Annotated in this window: 15 protein-coding genes; 10 read left to right on the forward strand and 5 right to left on the reverse strand. The window is 36.1% G+C overall.

What is annotated here, in order from left to right:
* The first annotated feature begins 28 nt into the window (after window positions 1-28).
* Window positions 29-985, forward strand: coding sequence for a methylenetetrahydrofolate reductase [NAD(P)H] (gene metF, locus D1J36_RS07755; RefSeq protein WP_154138004.1), 957 nt, complete (start codon window positions 29-31; stop codon window positions 983-985).
* Window positions 986-1,031: 46 nt separating this feature from the next.
* On the opposite strand, the gene D1J36_RS07760 is transcribed toward metF, so the two are convergent.
* Complete coding sequence (locus D1J36_RS07760) at window positions 1,032-2,216, reverse strand: beta-ketoacyl synthase N-terminal-like domain-containing protein (RefSeq protein WP_154138005.1); 1,185 nt, start codon at window positions 2,214-2,216, stop codon at window positions 1,032-1,034.
* A gap of 107 nt (window positions 2,217-2,323) precedes the next feature.
* Here D1J36_RS07760 and D1J36_RS07765 point away from each other — a divergent pair, with 107 nt between their 5' ends.
* The 8 genes from D1J36_RS07765 to D1J36_RS07800 all read left to right on the forward strand — a co-directional run bounded on the left by D1J36_RS07765 (window position 2,324) and on the right by D1J36_RS07800 (window position 9,570).
* On the forward strand, window positions 2,324-3,481 hold the full coding sequence (locus D1J36_RS07765) for an aminotransferase class I/II-fold pyridoxal phosphate-dependent enzyme (protein WP_154138006.1): 1,158 nt from the start codon (window positions 2,324-2,326) through the stop codon (window positions 3,479-3,481).
* 4 nt (window positions 3,482-3,485) lie between these two features.
* On the forward strand, window positions 3,486-4,103 hold the full coding sequence (gene bioD, locus D1J36_RS07770) for a dethiobiotin synthase (protein WP_154138007.1): 618 nt from the start codon (window positions 3,486-3,488) through the stop codon (window positions 4,101-4,103).
* On the forward strand, window positions 4,100-5,380 hold the full coding sequence (gene bioA / locus D1J36_RS07775) for an adenosylmethionine--8-amino-7-oxononanoate transaminase (RefSeq protein ID WP_154138008.1): 1,281 nt from the start codon (window positions 4,100-4,102) through the stop codon (window positions 5,378-5,380). The genes bioD and bioA overlap by 4 nt, the downstream gene beginning before the upstream one ends.
* A gap of 51 nt (window positions 5,381-5,431) precedes the next feature.
* A complete protein-coding gene (locus tag D1J36_RS07780) occupies window positions 5,432-5,701 on the forward strand; it encodes a hypothetical protein (RefSeq protein ID WP_252339374.1) in 270 nt (89 codons plus the stop codon).
* Window positions 5,701-6,000, forward strand: coding sequence for a hypothetical protein (locus D1J36_RS07785; RefSeq protein WP_252339375.1), 300 nt, complete (start codon window positions 5,701-5,703; stop codon window positions 5,998-6,000). The genes D1J36_RS07780 and D1J36_RS07785 overlap by 1 nt, the downstream gene beginning before the upstream one ends.
* A 185-nt stretch (window positions 6,001-6,185) precedes the next feature.
* Entirely contained in the window at window positions 6,186-7,112 is a 927-nt protein-coding gene (locus tag D1J36_RS07790; protein WP_154138009.1) for a DNA adenine methylase, read from the forward strand.
* A gap of 12 nt (window positions 7,113-7,124) precedes the next feature.
* Complete coding sequence (locus tag D1J36_RS07795; protein ID WP_154138010.1) at window positions 7,125-8,189, forward strand: DNA adenine methylase; 1,065 nt, start codon at window positions 7,125-7,127, stop codon at window positions 8,187-8,189.
* A complete protein-coding gene (locus tag D1J36_RS07800; RefSeq protein WP_154138011.1) occupies window positions 8,182-9,570 on the forward strand; it encodes a hypothetical protein in 1,389 nt (462 codons plus the stop codon). Before D1J36_RS07795 ends, D1J36_RS07800 begins: the two co-directional genes overlap by 8 nt.
* Window positions 9,571-9,640: 70 nt before the next feature.
* On the opposite strand, the gene D1J36_RS07805 is transcribed toward D1J36_RS07800, so the two are convergent.
* The 4 genes from D1J36_RS07805 to D1J36_RS07820 all read right to left on the reverse strand — a co-directional run bounded on the left by D1J36_RS07805 (window position 9,641) and on the right by D1J36_RS07820 (window position 14,019).
* Complete coding sequence (locus D1J36_RS07805) at window positions 9,641-10,360, reverse strand: DNA-binding domain-containing protein (RefSeq protein WP_154138012.1); 720 nt, start codon at window positions 10,358-10,360, stop codon at window positions 9,641-9,643.
* A 37-nt stretch (window positions 10,361-10,397) separates the two neighbouring features.
* Complete coding sequence (locus D1J36_RS07810) at window positions 10,398-11,462, reverse strand: hypothetical protein (RefSeq protein ID WP_252339377.1); 1,065 nt, start codon at window positions 11,460-11,462, stop codon at window positions 10,398-10,400.
* 17 nt (window positions 11,463-11,479) lie between these two features.
* Window positions 11,480-12,142 (reverse strand): hypothetical protein, encoded by a 663-nt coding sequence (locus D1J36_RS07815; RefSeq protein WP_154138013.1) that lies wholly within the window; start codon window positions 12,140-12,142, stop codon window positions 11,480-11,482.
* Between the two features lie 668 nt (window positions 12,143-12,810).
* Window positions 12,811-14,019 (reverse strand): RsmB/NOP family class I SAM-dependent RNA methyltransferase, encoded by a 1,209-nt coding sequence (locus D1J36_RS07820; RefSeq protein ID WP_154138014.1) that lies wholly within the window; start codon window positions 14,017-14,019, stop codon window positions 12,811-12,813.
* 319 nt (window positions 14,020-14,338) lie between these two features.
* Here D1J36_RS07820 and D1J36_RS07825 point away from each other — a divergent pair, with 319 nt between their 5' ends.
* Window positions 14,339-15,769, forward strand: coding sequence for a CCA tRNA nucleotidyltransferase (locus D1J36_RS07825; protein WP_154138015.1), 1,431 nt, complete (start codon window positions 14,339-14,341; stop codon window positions 15,767-15,769).
* Window positions 15,770-15,805 lie beyond the last annotated feature (36 nt).

Genomic DNA, 15,805 nt, shown 5'->3' on the forward strand with positions numbered 1-15,805 from the left:
TTTTTGTGTAAAATATTAAAATTTGATTATGAAAGTAACAGAACATATAAAAAAATCAGAAGGTAAAACTTTATTTTCGTTTGAGATATTACCTCCATTAAAAGGTCAAAACATACAATGTATTTTTGATGCCATAGACCCTCTTATTGAGTTTAATCCTAGCTTTATAGATGTTACCTACCATAGAGAAGAGTATGAGTATGTAGAGGTAAGAGATGGCTTGTTAGAAAAAAGAGTGGTAAGAAAACGCCCTGGTACAGTGGGGATTTGTGCTGCGGTACAGAATAAGTATAAGGTAGATGCCATTCCGCATATCCTTTGTGGGGGCTTTAATAGAGAGGATACTGAGAATTTTTTAATTGATTTAGATTTTTTGGGGATAGATAATGTGGTGGCATTGAGGGGAGATGCAGTAAAGTCCGAAATTTATTTTAAACCAGAGAAAAATGGTCATATCTATGCTTCAGATTTGGTAAAGCAGATACAGGATATGAATAAAGGAATTTACTTAGATACTAGTTTGGAGAAAGCGGCTCCAACTAATTTTTCTGTAGGTGTGGCAGGATATCCAGAAAAACATATGGAAGCTGCTAGTTTTTCTCAAGACATAGGTCATCTTAAGAAAAAAGTGGAGGCAGGTGCAGATTATATCGTGACCCAAATGTTTTTTGATAATCAAAAATACTTTGATTTTGTAGATAGATGTCGTTCTGAAGGGATAGAAGTCCCAATTATACCAGGACTTAAGCCTATTGCTACTAAAGCTCAGTTGAGTCTTATTCCGCATAGATTTAAGGTAGATTTGCCAGATGATTTGGTGACAGCTATTACTAAAGCCAATAACAATAATGAAGCTAAAGAAATCGGTGTAGAATGGTGCATAGAGCAAAGTAAGGATTTAATGAAAAACGGAGTGCCTATTCTCCATTATTACTCTATGGGCAGAAGCGAAAGTGTGAGAAAAATAGCAGAAGTTATATTTTAAGATTGATATTGATTTAGGCTATCTTACGATAGCCTGAACGTTTTTATTAGTCAATTTCTTTTGAAATCAATAGGCTTACAGCATTTCCTCCAAATCCAACAGCATTTACTAGTATATTATTGATTTTCTTTTCTTTGGTTATGTTTTGTTTTTCAATAAAAGGAACTTCAATGAGTTGTTGGTGCTCTAACATTAGCAAAGCCAATTCTAAACTCAAAATTCCAGAAGCTCCAAAGGTGTGCCCTATTTTCCATTTATTAGTGGTAAAGAAAGGAATGTTATGAGGTGTAAAAACATCTTCTATGGCAAATTTTTCGGAGGTATCACCTTTAATAGTTCCAGGAGAATGCATCACGATGGCATCTACTTTAGACTTGTCAATATTTCGAGTTGCTATTTCCATCGTCATTCTAAGGCATTCAGCCCTTTCGGAAATAGAAATGTTATGGGTTAAAGACTCCGAAGCAACGCCTATTCCTGTAATATAAGCGAATGGTGGTCTTTCGCTTGTGAGTTTACCAATCGCCATAGCACCAGCACCTTCGCCTAAGACCATCGTATTTTCTGTTTTAGAAATATCTCCAGCAAGGCAAGGATAATTTTTGTCTAGGCGATGAGAATAGATTTTAAGGGCTTTCATTTGAGCGATACTAAACGGCGTTAAAGAAGCCTCGGCACCACCTACTAAAAACTGATTGGTAAATCCTGCTTTTATCCACGCAATGCCGTTGACTACAGAATGTAAAGCCGTAGAGCAAGTAATGGAATGAGAAAAGTCTGGACCTGTAATGCCTAAATCCTGAAGCACCCAAGTTGAAATATTACCCAAAGTGGTAAGCGGAGAGGTTAGGGTAGGCGTTTTTCCTGTTTCTAAAAAGGTTTGGTAGAATTTTTCAAAACTTTCAGTAGCACCTCTGGAGGAGCCTAAATTTACCCCAATATTATCGTTAGTATCCCATTGAGCTTCTTTAAAAGCCATTCTTGAAGCAAGTATACCGTACAGTACAGAAGGGTCTAGCTTTTTGTAAGAAGGGTGTTCCTCTTTTAAAGCATTCAGATGAGGTATTATGCTATCGTGCAGTTTTCCCATTAAAGTAATCTCTCCGTTGGAAAGTTCTTTTTTTAAGTAAGATTTGTCATCACAATAGGCATTCCAAATATCTGTTTTGTTCATGCCTAGAGCAGATACACTGCCAAATCCGTAAATACCAATAGCCTCGTCTAGCTTCATCTGTCTAAATCTGTGTTAAGAAAGAGCAAAGATAAAAATATGAGATGGACTGAATCTACTTTTTAGCGATATTTTTGTACTTTAGCCCCAGAATTATTCCCTTTGAAATGAATATTCCCAAAAGATTGTTAGATAAAATTTCCGAACGAAAAGAAAAAAATGCGTGGCGAGTGTTAACGGAATACACAGGCGAATATGTAGATTTTTTTTCTAATGATTATCTAGGTTTTTCTAAAGAAGTTGTGTTAGAAGATGATAAAGTTGCTTCGTATCCAAAGGCATTGGGAGGCTCTACGGGGTCTAGACTATTGTCTGGTAATCTGTCTATTTTCAGAGAAGCGGAAGAGGTTATCAAAGACTTTCATCAGTCGGAAGCAGCTCTTATTTTCAATTCGGGATATAATGCTAATTTAGGCGTGCTTAGTGCTTTACCTCAAAGGAATGATTGGGTATTGTATGATGAACTTTCTCACGCTTCCATACGAGATGGCATTCGGTTGTCTTACGCACAATCTAAAAAGTTTAAACATAACGATTTAGAAGATTTAGAAAATTTACTTAAAACCAAAAAAGAAACATCAGTTACAGGAGAGATTTACATCGTTACAGAATCTGTTTTCTCTATGGACGGCGATGCTCCTGATATTGAAGCCCTGCTCAATCTTGCTCAACGCTATGGAGCTTATGTTATCATAGACGAGGCTCACGCTTTGGGTGTTTTTGGGGAGTATGGGAGCGGGCTAAGCCAAGTATGGTGTCAGCATTCGGCTTTGCTTTGTAGGGTGGTTACTTTTGGTAAAGGTCTAGGGTGTCACGGTGCGGCGGTGCTTTGTTCGGAATTGTTGAGAGAATATCTTATCAACTTTGCGAGGAGTTTTATTTATACTACGGCTTTGGATAGGTATTCGGTGTACTCTATTTTAAAGGGATATAAAGCACTTAAAACTCAAACCCACCAAAGAGAAAAATTACTCGCGAATATTACTTTTTTTAAAAGAGAAGTAGAACGCCTAGGGCTTAGTGATTACTTTATTCCTAGTGTTGCACCTATACAAGGTATGCTGGTACAGGGCAATAGTCAAGCTAAACTATTGTCTAAAACTTTGGAAGAAAACGGCTACATTGCCAAAGCGATACTCTCGCCTACCGTTCCCGAAGGTAAGGAACGATTGAGATTTTGCATACACGCTTACAACACACCTTCGGAGATAACGGGAGCTTTAGAAATTGCCCACGATTTTATCATTTCTAATGTAAAGAAATAAACTTATGAAACTATTTGTTACAGGCATAGGTACAGAGGTTGGCAAAACTATGATTTCTGCCATATTGGTAGAGGCTTTAGGAGCTGATTATTGGAAACCTATACAAGCAGGAGATTTAGACTTTTCGGATACAGATAAAGTGAAAAATTTAGTTACTCGTACAGATGTATCGTTTCACCCAAATGCTTATACCCTTAATACACCTGCTAGTCCGCATTATTCAGCAGAATTAGATGGTATATCTATCAATCTTGAATCTATGATAGAACCTCTTACCGATAACGATTTGGTGATAGAAGGTGCAGGTGGTGTGATGGTTCCCATAAATGATAAGGATACTTTTTTAGATTTTATTAAGGAAGATTATAAGGTGGTTTTAGTTTCTAGAAACTATTTAGGAAGTATCAACCATACTTTAATGACTTACGAAGTGCTTAAAAATAAAGGCGTTGATTTTTTAGGTATTGTATTTAATGGAGAAGCTAATCCTTCCACAGAACAGATTATCATCTCTAAAACTCAACTAGAAGTAATAGGTAGGGTGGCGGAAGAACCAATATGGAATAAAGAAACAGTACGAAAATACGCTTCTATTTTTAATGCTAATTTTTTCAAAAAATGAATTGGAGCGAAAAAGACTTAGAATACAATTGGCACCCTTACACACAACATAAAGGGCTAAAAGAACTCCCTGTGATTGTGAAGGGCAAAGGTGAGTTTTTATGGGATACTAATGGTAAATGCTATATAGACGGCATTGCCAGCTGGTGGGTTAATCCGTTTGGGCATAGTAATCCTGTTTTGGCGGAAGCGATTTATAACCAGCTTAATACTTTAGAACATGTGTTGTTTGGAGGTTTTACGCATACCAAAGCAATTGAACTTTCGGAGCGGTTACTAGGTTTATTGCCCTCTAATCAAAAAAAGGTATTTTACTCGGATAATGGTTCTACGGCGGTGGAAATAGCTATCAAGGCTGCTCTCCAATTTTTTTATAATAAAGGTTTAAAAAAAACAAAGATTATTGCTTTTGAAAATGCTTTTCACGGAGATACCTTTGGGGCAATGGCGGCTAGTGGGATTTCATTTTTTACTGAAGCCTTTAAAAACTCTCTTATAGAAGTAGAAAGAATTCCTGTACCTACCAAAGGAAACGAGGTAAGATGCATTAAACAATTTGAAACTTTGGTAAAAACAGATGGGTTTGCGTGTTTTATTTTTGAACCATTAGTGCTTGGTGCGGCAGGAATGCAAATGTACGATGCAGAGCCTCTCAACCAATTGATTACTATTGCTAAACAAAACGAAGTGTTTACCATAGCCGATGAGGTTATGACGGGTTTTGGTAAAACGGGCAAAACTTTTGCTAGTGAATATCTTTCTCAGCAGCCAGATATGATGTGCCTCTCTAAAGCTCTAACGGGAGGAACTATACCTATGGCGGTTACTAGCTTTTCGGAGGCGGTATTTCAAGGGTTTTATGATGATGATGTTAATAAAGCCTTATTTCATGGGCATACTTTCACGGCTAATCCTACGGGCTGTGCGGCGGCTTTAGCAACGATAAATCTCTTGCTTACAGACGAAATGCAAGGGCATATTAAACGGGTTCATCAGTCTCACCTTAAATTTTTGAAACAACTAGAAGGAAAAAAAGTTGCTAATATTAGAGTGCTAGGTGTTATTTTAGCATTTGAGTTAGAGGTAGATGGTAAGCACGATTATTATGGAGATTTAAGAAATAGACTATATCAGTTTTTTATAGAGCAAGGGGTAATTCTTCGTCCAGTAGGTAATACGATTTATGTGTTACCGCCTTATACTATTTCTGATGAAAGTCTCAATATCATTTACCAAAAAATATTGGAGGGTGTAGATAAATTTGGAGAGGTTTTATGATGAGAATTATAAAGAATAATTACCTGTTTCAATAAAAAATAATTTAAAGATATGATACATCAGTATAAAAAAATAGGTTATTCCTTTTTAATAATAGTAATGACTTCGCTAGTGGCGTGTAAAGAGGGTAAATCTAATCCTAACCCTTTACCAAAAGAAGATGATAAATCGGTAGTAATTCAAAAAACAAAAGAGGTTAAAGGTCTTGCCAATTTTCTTATACACGAAGTAGTGAACAAACTATCTGCATCTGATACTCTTCACATTGCGGTGGAAAAGCAGTATTCCATTTGTGGGAACGATGAGCGTTTAATGGTATAATGGCTCCTACTACTGAAGTAAAAGAAATTGTTATAAACTCCACAGAGGCTTATGAAGCACTTTATAAAGTTAAAAATACAACAGTAGTAACGGGTGGTCTTGTAGATGGGGATTATTTTAATGCTGATTCAACGGAGTTTAGTAGCTTTAACCTTTCAGAAGAAAAAAAGCCAGTCTATTTATTAGATTTTGTTTCAATTAAAAACGATAAGGTAGAAGTAGTGATAAAGCATAATGATAAAGAAAAAGCTCGTATCACTGTAGTTTTTAAGAATAATCAGTGGGTGGTTTTAGATTAAAACTATATACTTGACTTAATGGTTAGAAATAAATCTCTCTAGTGAATTTCAACAGCGTGTCTGTTCTTACCGTAACAGACACTCCGTTAGCCTAAGGACAGACACCCTGTTACGGTAAGGACGGATACGCTGTAGCGAAGCATACCAAATATAAAATTTGTAAATTTGCTGAAACTAAATTATAGATGGCTGTAGTAAGTAAACAACATTTAAAAAAAATCAAATCTCCTCTTAATTATATCGGTGGTAAAACTAAGATTTTAGACCAAATTTTACCGTTATTTCCGAGAGATATTGATACCTTTATTGATTTGTTTGCTGGTGGTTGTAATGTTGGTATAAATGTAACAGCCAATAAGGTTTATTTCAACGATAATCTAACTTATCTAATAGAAATGTATAAAGCGTTTCAAAAAAATGAGTTAGACAAAACGATTGCTCATATTGAAGGAAGAATAAACGAATTTCAGCTTTCTTTAACAAACGAAGAAGGGTACAAGTGTATGCGAGAAACATACAATAAGCAAAAGCATCCATTAGATTTATTTGTCCTCATCGCTTTTTCTTTTAATCACCAAATTCGCTTTAATAATAACCACGAGTTTAATAATCCTTTTGGGAGAGATAGAAGTAGCTTTAACCCTTCTATGAAACATAATTTGGAAAGGTTTATTATTAGTTTAAAAGAAACAGAAGCTTATTTTACTCATTTCTGCTTCAATAACTTTGATTTTAGTTCTCTCACAAGCAGGGATTTTGTTTACTGTGACCCTCCTTATCTCATTACAACTGGAACCTATAATGATGGGAAGAGAGGTTTTAAGGGTTGGACAGAAAAAGAGGAAAAACAACTTTTAGGATTGTTAGATAATTTAGATAAAAGGAATGTGAAATTTGGCTTATCTAATGTACTGGAGCATAAAGGAAAATCAAATAATATTCTAAAAAAATGGATAGAAAACAACCCTAGCTATTACGTCAATTACATTAGCACTCACTATTCTAATTCAAACTATCAAACAAGAAATAAGCAGGCAAGCATTGAAGTTCTGATAACAAACTACCAACCACAGATGCAACAAAAAGAAAAAACGCTTTTTGACGACTTCTAACATATAGCATCTATGAGATATATTGGAAATAAAGAAAACTTACTAGATAAGATCTATCAAGTAATTCGTTCAAAACATATTCAAGGAAATTCCTTTTTTGATTTTTTTGCTGGCACAACAAGTGTAGGTAAATTTTTTAAGAAAATGGGGTATCAAGTGTACTCCTGTGATTTAATGTATTTTTCCTATGTTTTACAGCAAGCATATATTTCAAATAATCAGGAACTAAAGTTTGAAAAATTATTAACTCACTTAAATTTTCAGAGTGCCTCACTTTTTACCTCTCCTTTAAATACTATTTTGGAGTATTTGAATCATATTGAACCTATAGAAGGTTTTATTTCAAAAAATTATACTCCATTAGGTACTTCCCACCTACAAACTCCGCGAATGTATTATTCAAATGAAAACGGAAAAATAATAGATTCTGTTAGACAAAAAATTGAGACTTGGAAAACAGAGGGTTTGATAGACAAGAACGAATATTTTGTCTTACTAGCGTGCTTAATAGAGACAGTGCCCTATTACGCAAACATTACGGGAGTTTACGCTGCTTTTAGAAAAAAATGGGATCCAAGGGCGACAAAAAAAATGATTTTAAGACCTATTGAATTTATTGTAAACAATAAGGAAAACTTTGCCTATAATCAAAACTCTATTGAATTATTAGACCAAGTAGAAGCAGATATTTTTTATCTCGATCCGCCTTACAATCAAAGACAATATGCCCCTAATTACCATTTATTAGAAACCATTGCAAAATATGATAATCCTACCATTAGAGGCGTAGCTGGATTAAGGGATTATCAAAATCAAAAATCAAAATTTTGCAATGCTACTACTGCTGTTAAAGAACTTGAAATAATTGCTCAAAAGGGAAAGTATAAAACTTTGATATTAAGTTATAATACGGAAGGAATTATGAAACAAGAAAACATAATTGCTACATTAGAAAAATTTGGGAAAGTAGAACTTATAGAGTTTGAATATCTGAGATATAAAAGTAACAATAACGGGGAAAGTAAAACAAAAAAATTTATTAAAGAACAATTATATATACTGCGAAAAAATGTCTAAAAATCTTTGGCTTTTAACAGAAGAACGACCTAAAAAAACGGTTTTGCAAACTATTTTTCAAAAGTTTGCAAAAGACCATAATTTTGCCGTTTTTGTTGATACAATTCGTATTCTTCCAATCCTAAAAGACAATAAGTTTACTTTTACTTACGAAGTAACGGGGTTTCGTTGTAACAAAGTTGATAAAGTTTATATAAAAACTGTTTCGGGAAACTCAAGCTTTACTGACTTTTTGATTTTTTACCAAAAGGACGAACCAACATTGGGAGATGAACCAATTTACGCAATAGAAGAAACTAAAACAGATGATAAGGAAAGTAGAAATACTGGAGTTTATCAACGATGTAGCAAGTTTGTATTTATTGAAAGTTATTATCCCAATACCAAAAAGATAATGCTTTATAATCTTCAGATTAGTCAAAAAGAAAAGCCAACAGAAACCTATATTTTTGGTACAAGATTACTTTTAACCTTAGGTGTTGAAATTTTAGGAAAAGAACTTGATAGCAAATTATTTATTCCTTTCAACTCTATTGATGAAATTGTAGAAGCAAAAGCAAAAATGAGAAAAGCACCTAAGGGGAATATTCCGATATTATTAACAAAATCGAAAGATAAAATTGAAATTTCTGGGAGACTTTTTAAAAATAACGGACTCTCTTACGACCCTAATATAGGAGCTTTAAGTATCATTAGTGCTGTTTTGCGAAAATTAGGTTGGGTGAAAAATATCGTTATCACCCAACACGGTTTGGAACAAAAACATATTGGAAAAAGAAATAAATTTATACAAATCGCAAATAAAATAGGAATAGAGTTGGAGGGGTTGAAAATCCCTAAGGTAGAAATGCATAAAGATTATTGGAAATATGACAAAGATGGAGAAAAGTTGGGGACAATTTTTATACATCTAGTCGTTGAAGAGTTTACGCAAGGATATTCAATATTTGAAAATCATGCGGGCTCCGAAAAGGGTTATTTTTTTCCTCTAGACGGTACTCCTATTCCATTAAAAAAGTATAAGGATAGAGAAAAATATAAATCGGGCGACAAAAAACAAATCATAGAAATACCAGACCTTATTTTACTAGATTCAAATGAAAATGAAATAATAAATATTGAAGGTGAGAAGTATGTAAATAGGGGTAATGGAATACAACAAATAAAAACTTTTGACTTTATAGAAAAAGCTTATATCAAGCCACACTATCCTAAATACAAAATTATTAGAACCGTTGTCCTTTTTGGGAGCGAAGAAACTTCTATTGTAGAAATAGAAGTTGGGTTCCTACTTAACAAAAACGGACAGTTGGTTTTAAGTGTAACATCTCCTAAATTATTTCAAAAAGCTATACAAAATCTATTAGATTTTTGGAATTAAATAAATATTACATCAACAAAATAGGCTACTCATCTAATGAGTAGCCTTAGTTTTATTAAAATACTTTTTACTAGACAATAACCACGGGATTAGGCAGTCGTTCTGTTCTTGGTTCCTTTAGTAAGACGGAACCAGTGCTGCTTTGTGTGGTAATACTTAGCTCATAGTTACCCGCTTCTAAATCCGAAGGCACGAGAATGAGTAACCTTGATGGCTCGTTAAGCACAATATTGTCTTTGGTTAGCTTTACCTCGTTTTGGGTGTCTAGGTTTTTAAAGACGATGCCATTTTTAGGATTGTCGCCGTCTATTTTAATATAAGTGCCTTTGATTTCCGCATTCTTGCCTTTGGTAAGGGTGCCGTCTGCTTTGCCAGTAGCTTTATCGGTGATGCTGAACACACTCATTGGGCTGGATTGCTCGCCGAGGATTTCTATTTTGGTATCGTTGGCAGCTTTTCTTAGGTCGGTGCCTTGATTGACATTTACATACACCGAGTGCTTCTCTTTATCCCAAGTTTTGTCGTAAAACACACCTTTGATGGCAGGACGCATATACACTAATCCAGTATTTACGCTGTACCCATTGAGCACCAACTCCGAAGCCTTACGGTTAAAACGAGTGATAATATCTACTGCGGTCTCGGTTTGTATCTCCATACCCTCTTTTTTGAGGGCATCTATGATTTCTGTAATGCCAAGGCTACCACCTAAGAGAGGCACGGCTACAAAATCGTTAGGGTCATCTTTGGTGAGTAGGTTGGGACGCAACCACGCTTTTAAAGTATTCATAAGTGTGAAATTTTAATGTTAGATATTTATATGATAATTATTGTACAAAATGTAAACGAAAGTTTCGCTCACCTGTTCCAGGTTTCATTGTATATCTTGTATACTGATGTATGTAATAATTTGTGCTTTGTTTTAAATAAATAAATGCCCCATTACCGATATTAGTTGAAAAAAAAGTATTTATAACTTTTCTATCTTCATAAAAAAGACTACCCACATCCATTGAAGGAGTGTTTACATCAGATACTTGTATCCATGCTGATGCAGAGCCATCATCTGCATTTCCGCCATTATTCGGATTAGGATTCTGCGTATAAAACCATCTGGAAACTAAAGTGTACCAGCCTGTTTTAGGAACAGTATAGGGACCGTAAACTACCACACCTTGCGAGTCTATTTCGTTTGGTTTTCCATCAGCACCCCACCAAACATCAGGAGCAGCATAGTTAGGAGCTTTCAGAGCAGTACTTGTCCAAGTAGCTTTTCCTTCAGCATCACTTGTTAAAACTTTTCCTTCGCCTTGGGTGCCGTCTGCTATCTTTACTCCTCCAATTATATCTAGCTTAGTAGTTGGGGCATCAGTACCAACCCCTATATTCCCAGTTCCCTTAAACACTAAGTTATTAGACCCTAGAGTTACTGTTCTATTACCTGCTAGAGTACCATCTGCAGTGTAGAGGTTAGTAGATACCCCACCGTCACTACTCAATCTTACCCATTCCCCATTGGCAACACTGCCTGTAGGAAAAGTTTGGTTAGGGTTTTTAAAATAGTAGAACCCTGGGCTTACACTCACTTGTTTGCCACCTTTACTGGTATTAGATACTGTAAGACCTGTCCCCGAGTTATACACCACCATACCATCAAAGTAATTAGAAAATTTACCTGGGTTAATATTACTTGTTTTAAACTCCCAAGTAGTTAGATTAGTAGTAGGAAAGTATAAGCCTTTCCCCACATTATTATTAGATGTTCTATAACCTGAAGCATCTATAAAAGGATTTTCTTGTGATATCGAAGCATTAGGGGCAGACTGTAAATTAACTTGAGCGGAAGTAAAAACAACTCCCCATAACCCTATTAAAGTAAATATTTTTTTCATGACTTTATGATTTAGTATTAGTAGCTTCCTCCTATAACATACCAGTTAGCCCCGTCAGACATTAGTATATGCCCCTTACCTGCATCTATAGTAGAATTATTTGCTGGAGAATTAGTCCCTGAGTAATCCAGTTTTGTTCCTGCTTGATTATTCACCGCTATAATTTTATTGGTGTAGCCCGAAGGATTAGGAAGGTTAATAGTAGCCGTTGTAGTTTGTACCAAACAAAATGTACCAGGCACAGCCCATTCTGTAGAGTTGGCTTGGTCTACCACTCTAATTCCTCCTGTAATAGATTGTAGTGTCGTTCCTCCTGTAGTACTACTAGCTCCTGCTCCCAATTTTACCCAAACGCCTCCTTTAAAGAAGTAAAAACCCGTAGCATCTACATTAGCCGTGGTTCCCGAAGCAGTACCGTCTGCCACTGAGCTAATGTAAAGCAAAGTAGATTCTGCTACACCCGACCCCATGTTGGCAGCCCTCAAACGGCTGACCCTAGGAATTAGCACCCCTTCTACAGTAGAAGCTGTACTTAGACTGTTAGCGGTATTCGGTTTTATTTCTAAAGTGGCTTGGGGGTGAGATTCATTGATGCCTACTTTACCGTCATACTGCCCATAAGCCATTAAACCTAGACCTAAAAAGGCACATACACTTAGTTTGGTTGTTTTTGTTTTCATAACATTTAATTTTAGAATTGTTGATATTTAATTGTTTAAGATTATAGAAGTTAGATATTGGATTTTAGATTTTGTAGGTTCGGTTTAAGGGTTGATGAGGCTGTACTAAGTTCTAACCTCTCACATCTCACCTCTACCCTAAAAAAATGCCTCCCCCCTCTCAACACACACAAAACGAGGAGGAAGGCTAAAACAGAAAGAGCATTACACTCCCCCTGAGCACTAAAAGCACCCAACAAGAACGACCATGTTATGAGACAAAACAATGGTGCTTTTAGTAAGTATTGATGAAAGCTAAATTTAGAATAGGATAAATACAAAATGCCCCCAACGAAAGTTGGCGGAACCGTATTTGGGTTTAACGATAAAAGTTTAAGTAAATTTCTATATAATACAACGCATACCCACGAAACTATTTGTGTGTGTGTGTGTGTGTGTGTGTGTGTGTGTGTGTGTTTACGAAATTATTTGAGCTAGCCAAATAATTTTGCAATTTTTTTACACTTAGTTGTATGTTATTGATATAGTGTGTTATAAAAACTATGACAAACATATTACCTTTTGCGGAAGTATGCAAGTTTTTTTTGATAAATTAGAAACTCTAGGTGTTTTTAAAACTAAAAAAGGTCGTTTAAACTTGTTTTAAACGACCTTATAATGCTTTACTGTTAATCTTCCAATCTTTCTATAAGAGCCATGTAGAAACCATCGTAGCCCTCGCTAGGGAGGAGGCTTTGGTCTTTGATAAGTCTAAAGTTAGGGTTTGTAGCCAAGAATGTTTTTACCTGATTTTGGTTTTCTGATGGTAGGATAGAGCAGGTAGCATACACCATCTTACCTCCTTTTTTTAGGATTTTAGAATAATCTTGGAGGATTTGTTGCTGCTCTTTCTTTATTCTTTCTATAAAATCGGTATCTATTTTCCATTTAGAATCGGGGTTTCTTTTTAGAACGCCCAATCCAGAACAAGGTACATCTAGTAGAAGGCGGTCAGCTTTTTCGTGTAGCCTTTTAATAACTTTGTTGTCCTCTATAAATCTAGTTTCTATGTTGTGAGCTCCCGCTCTTTTAGCTCGGCGTTTTAGTTCGGCAAGTTTCCACTCAAAAATATCTAAAGCAATAATTTGCCCTTTGTTTTTCATCAGGGCAGCGATGTGAAGTGTCTTGCCGCCTGCACCTGCACAAGCATCTACCACTCTCATACCTTCTTTAACCTCTAAGAAATGAGCAATTTTTTGAGACCCTGCATCTTGTACTTCAAACAATCCGTCTTTAAAAGCAGAGATAAGGAAAACATTTTTCTTTTCCTTTAGCTCTATGGCTTCAGGGTAGTTTTTGAGGTTGTGGCATTCCACGCCCTCGTCGTTTAAGTCTGCTACCAACTCCTTTGGCGTTGTCTTGAGTGTGTTGGCTCTTAGTACAGTAGCTGCTTGTTGGTTAAGGGCTATCATTTCTTTTTCCCATGCTTCGCCAAGTTCTTTTTCTAGTGTTTCCGCGAGCCATTCAGGGATAGAATGTTCTATGGCTTTGGTAGGGACGGTATTTTTTTTCAGTTTGGTGATGATGTCGGCTATTTTAATTCCGTCAAATTCTTCAAACTTTTTATAATGCGTTTCGCTCCAAAGCAAATAAGCGAGGATAAGCCTATAGATATTGTTGGGCTTTACGCCTTCGCCCATATAGTATTCTAGGCGTTTTTTCCAACGGATAATGTTATAAAATATCTCTGAAACCACCGCTCTATCTTGGCTCCCCCATTTTTTGTTGGCTTTTAGCAGTCGTTCTATGACCTTGTCGGCGTATTTGTTTTTCTCAAAAAAGGTTTCTCTAAGTGCGTCGTGTATGCCAATAAGTAGGTTGCGGTGTATAAGTTGCATAAGTGTTTTATTGTTTTTAATTCTAAAATGAATGGAAGTAAGTCAATACTCATGATAAAGGCATTGACTTATCCTCTGCAAAAGTACTAAAATGAAACCATAACTCCATACAGAAACGGATATTAAAGCGTAAAGGATAGAGGCGGTATCCTTTTTTGAGGAGGAACGACGAGAAAAAGATAAAGCCGAAAGCCTGACCCTAGCGGTAGGGAATGCTTCGGCGAGGGGTACGCCCTAATTATTGGGAGCAAAAGGGTGGGGGTTTGTTTTCTCTTTTTTATCTTTGCAGGGTTAAATAGCTAGTTGGTTCTTAGAATTCATGGAAAAATATATCAATCTTAATCAGAATAGAAATCTTAAACTGTTTAAAACTATCTCTAAAGTAGCGGAGGAGAGAGGGCAGACGGCGTATATTGTGGGAGGTTATGTGAGGGATTTGCTTATGAAAAGACAAGTGCCTACGGATATAGATTTTGTAACGGAGCAAAGTGGGATAGAGTTGGCACAAGCGGTGGCAAAGGAGCTGGATTCTAATCTGAAAGTATCGGTATTCAAGACCTATGGGACTGCTATGATAAAGTGGAAAGGGCTAGAATTGGAATTCGTAGGTGCGAGAAAAGAAAGCTATTCGGAAGATAGCCGAAAGCCTGCTGTGGAGCAAGGAAGCCTAGAAGATGACCAAAAACGCCGCGATTTTACCATCAATGCGATGGCAATCTCTCTAGGAAAGGAAGATTTTGGACGTTTGGTGGACCCTTTTGGTGGAGTACAGGATTTAGAGTTAAAAACTCTGAAAACTCCGCTAGAGCCTCTGCAAACTTATTCTGATGACCCTCTTAGAATGATGAGAGCGATTAGATTTGCTTCTACGCTTAATTTTAAGGTGGAACAAAATTCTCTAGATGCGATAAAACAGGAAGCCAACAGGATAAAGATAGTCTCAATGGAGCGTATTATGGTAGAGTTTAACAAAATAATGCTTTCCGAAAAACCATCTATAGGCTTGAAACTCTTAGATGATACAGGACTTTTGGAGAAGATTATCCCCGAACTTACCGCTCTTAAAGGTATAGAAGAAATAGAAGGACAAACGCATAAAGACAATTTTTACCATACACTAGAAGTAGTAGATAACATCTCTAAACATACGGATAAACTTTGGTTGCGATGGTCGGCACTATTGCACGATATTGGGAAAGCACCTACCAAGAAATTTGTAGATGGTACTGGGTGGACTTTCCACGGACACGAGTTTTTAGGTTCTAAGATGGCTAAACCTCTTTTTCAGCGATTGAAGTTGCCTCTAGGGGCAGACTTAAAGTATGTGCAGAAAATGGTAAAACTTTCATCTAGGCCTATTGCTCTGGTAACAGATGATACTTCTGATGCGGCTCTTAGACGCTTGTTGTTTGATGCAGGGGAAGATTTGGAAGACTTGTTCACGCTATGTAAGGCTGATATTACTACTAAAAACACCAAAAAACAAGAACGCTTTAGAAAGAACTTTGAGTATGTTGCTCAAAAAATAAAAGAGGTAGAGGAGAAAGACCAAATAAGAAATTTCCAGCCGCCTATTTCTGGGGAGGAAATAATGGCTTTGTTCCAACTACAACCAGGTAGAGAAATTGGGATTTTAAAGGAAAAAGTAAAAGAAGCAATTTTGGAAGGTGAAATTTCTAACACTCCCGAAGAAGCTAAAGATTTCGTAATAAAAGAAGCGGAAAAAATAGGATTGAAACTTAGTGTTTAAGATGATAATAAAAAAAAAGCAGAGCCATTGGCTCTG

Origin of the sequence: Riemerella anatipestifer (genome assembly GCF_009670965.2) — a bacterium.
Classification (GTDB): Bacteria; Bacteroidota; Bacteroidia; order Flavobacteriales; family Weeksellaceae; genus Riemerella; species Riemerella anatipestifer_B.

Coding starts and splice junctions, on each gene's coding strand:
- D1J36_RS07825 (WP_154138015.1), top strand. CDS start 14,339: ATGGAAAAATATATCAATCTTAATCAGAATAGAAATCTTAAACTGTTT.
- D1J36_RS07805 (WP_154138012.1), bottom strand. CDS start 10,360: ATGAATACTTTAAAAGCGTGGTTGCGTCCCAACCTACTCACCAAAGAT.
- D1J36_RS07800 (WP_154138011.1), top strand. CDS start 8,182: ATGTCTAAAAATCTTTGGCTTTTAACAGAAGAACGACCTAAAAAAACG.
- D1J36_RS07760 (WP_154138005.1), bottom strand. CDS start 2,216: ATGAAGCTAGACGAGGCTATTGGTATTTACGGATTTGGCAGTGTATCT.
- bioA (WP_154138008.1), top strand. CDS start 4,100: ATGAATTGGAGCGAAAAAGACTTAGAATACAATTGGCACCCTTACACA.
- D1J36_RS07785 (WP_252339375.1), top strand. CDS start 5,701: ATGGCTCCTACTACTGAAGTAAAAGAAATTGTTATAAACTCCACAGAG.
- bioD (WP_154138007.1), top strand. CDS start 3,486: ATGAAACTATTTGTTACAGGCATAGGTACAGAGGTTGGCAAAACTATG.
- D1J36_RS07765 (WP_154138006.1), top strand. CDS start 2,324: ATGAATATTCCCAAAAGATTGTTAGATAAAATTTCCGAACGAAAAGAA.
- D1J36_RS07810 (WP_252339377.1), bottom strand. CDS start 11,462: ATGAAAAAAATATTTACTTTAATAGGGTTATGGGGAGTTGTTTTTACT.
- metF (WP_154138004.1), top strand. CDS start 29: ATGAAAGTAACAGAACATATAAAAAAATCAGAAGGTAAAACTTTATTT.
- D1J36_RS07820 (WP_154138014.1), bottom strand. CDS start 14,019: ATGCAACTTATACACCGCAACCTACTTATTGGCATACACGACGCACTT.
- D1J36_RS07780 (WP_252339374.1), top strand. CDS start 5,432: ATGATACATCAGTATAAAAAAATAGGTTATTCCTTTTTAATAATAGTA.
- D1J36_RS07790 (WP_154138009.1), top strand. CDS start 6,186: ATGGCTGTAGTAAGTAAACAACATTTAAAAAAAATCAAATCTCCTCTT.
- D1J36_RS07815 (WP_154138013.1), bottom strand. CDS start 12,142: ATGAAAACAAAAACAACCAAACTAAGTGTATGTGCCTTTTTAGGTCTA.
- D1J36_RS07795 (WP_154138010.1), top strand. CDS start 7,125: ATGAGATATATTGGAAATAAAGAAAACTTACTAGATAAGATCTATCAA.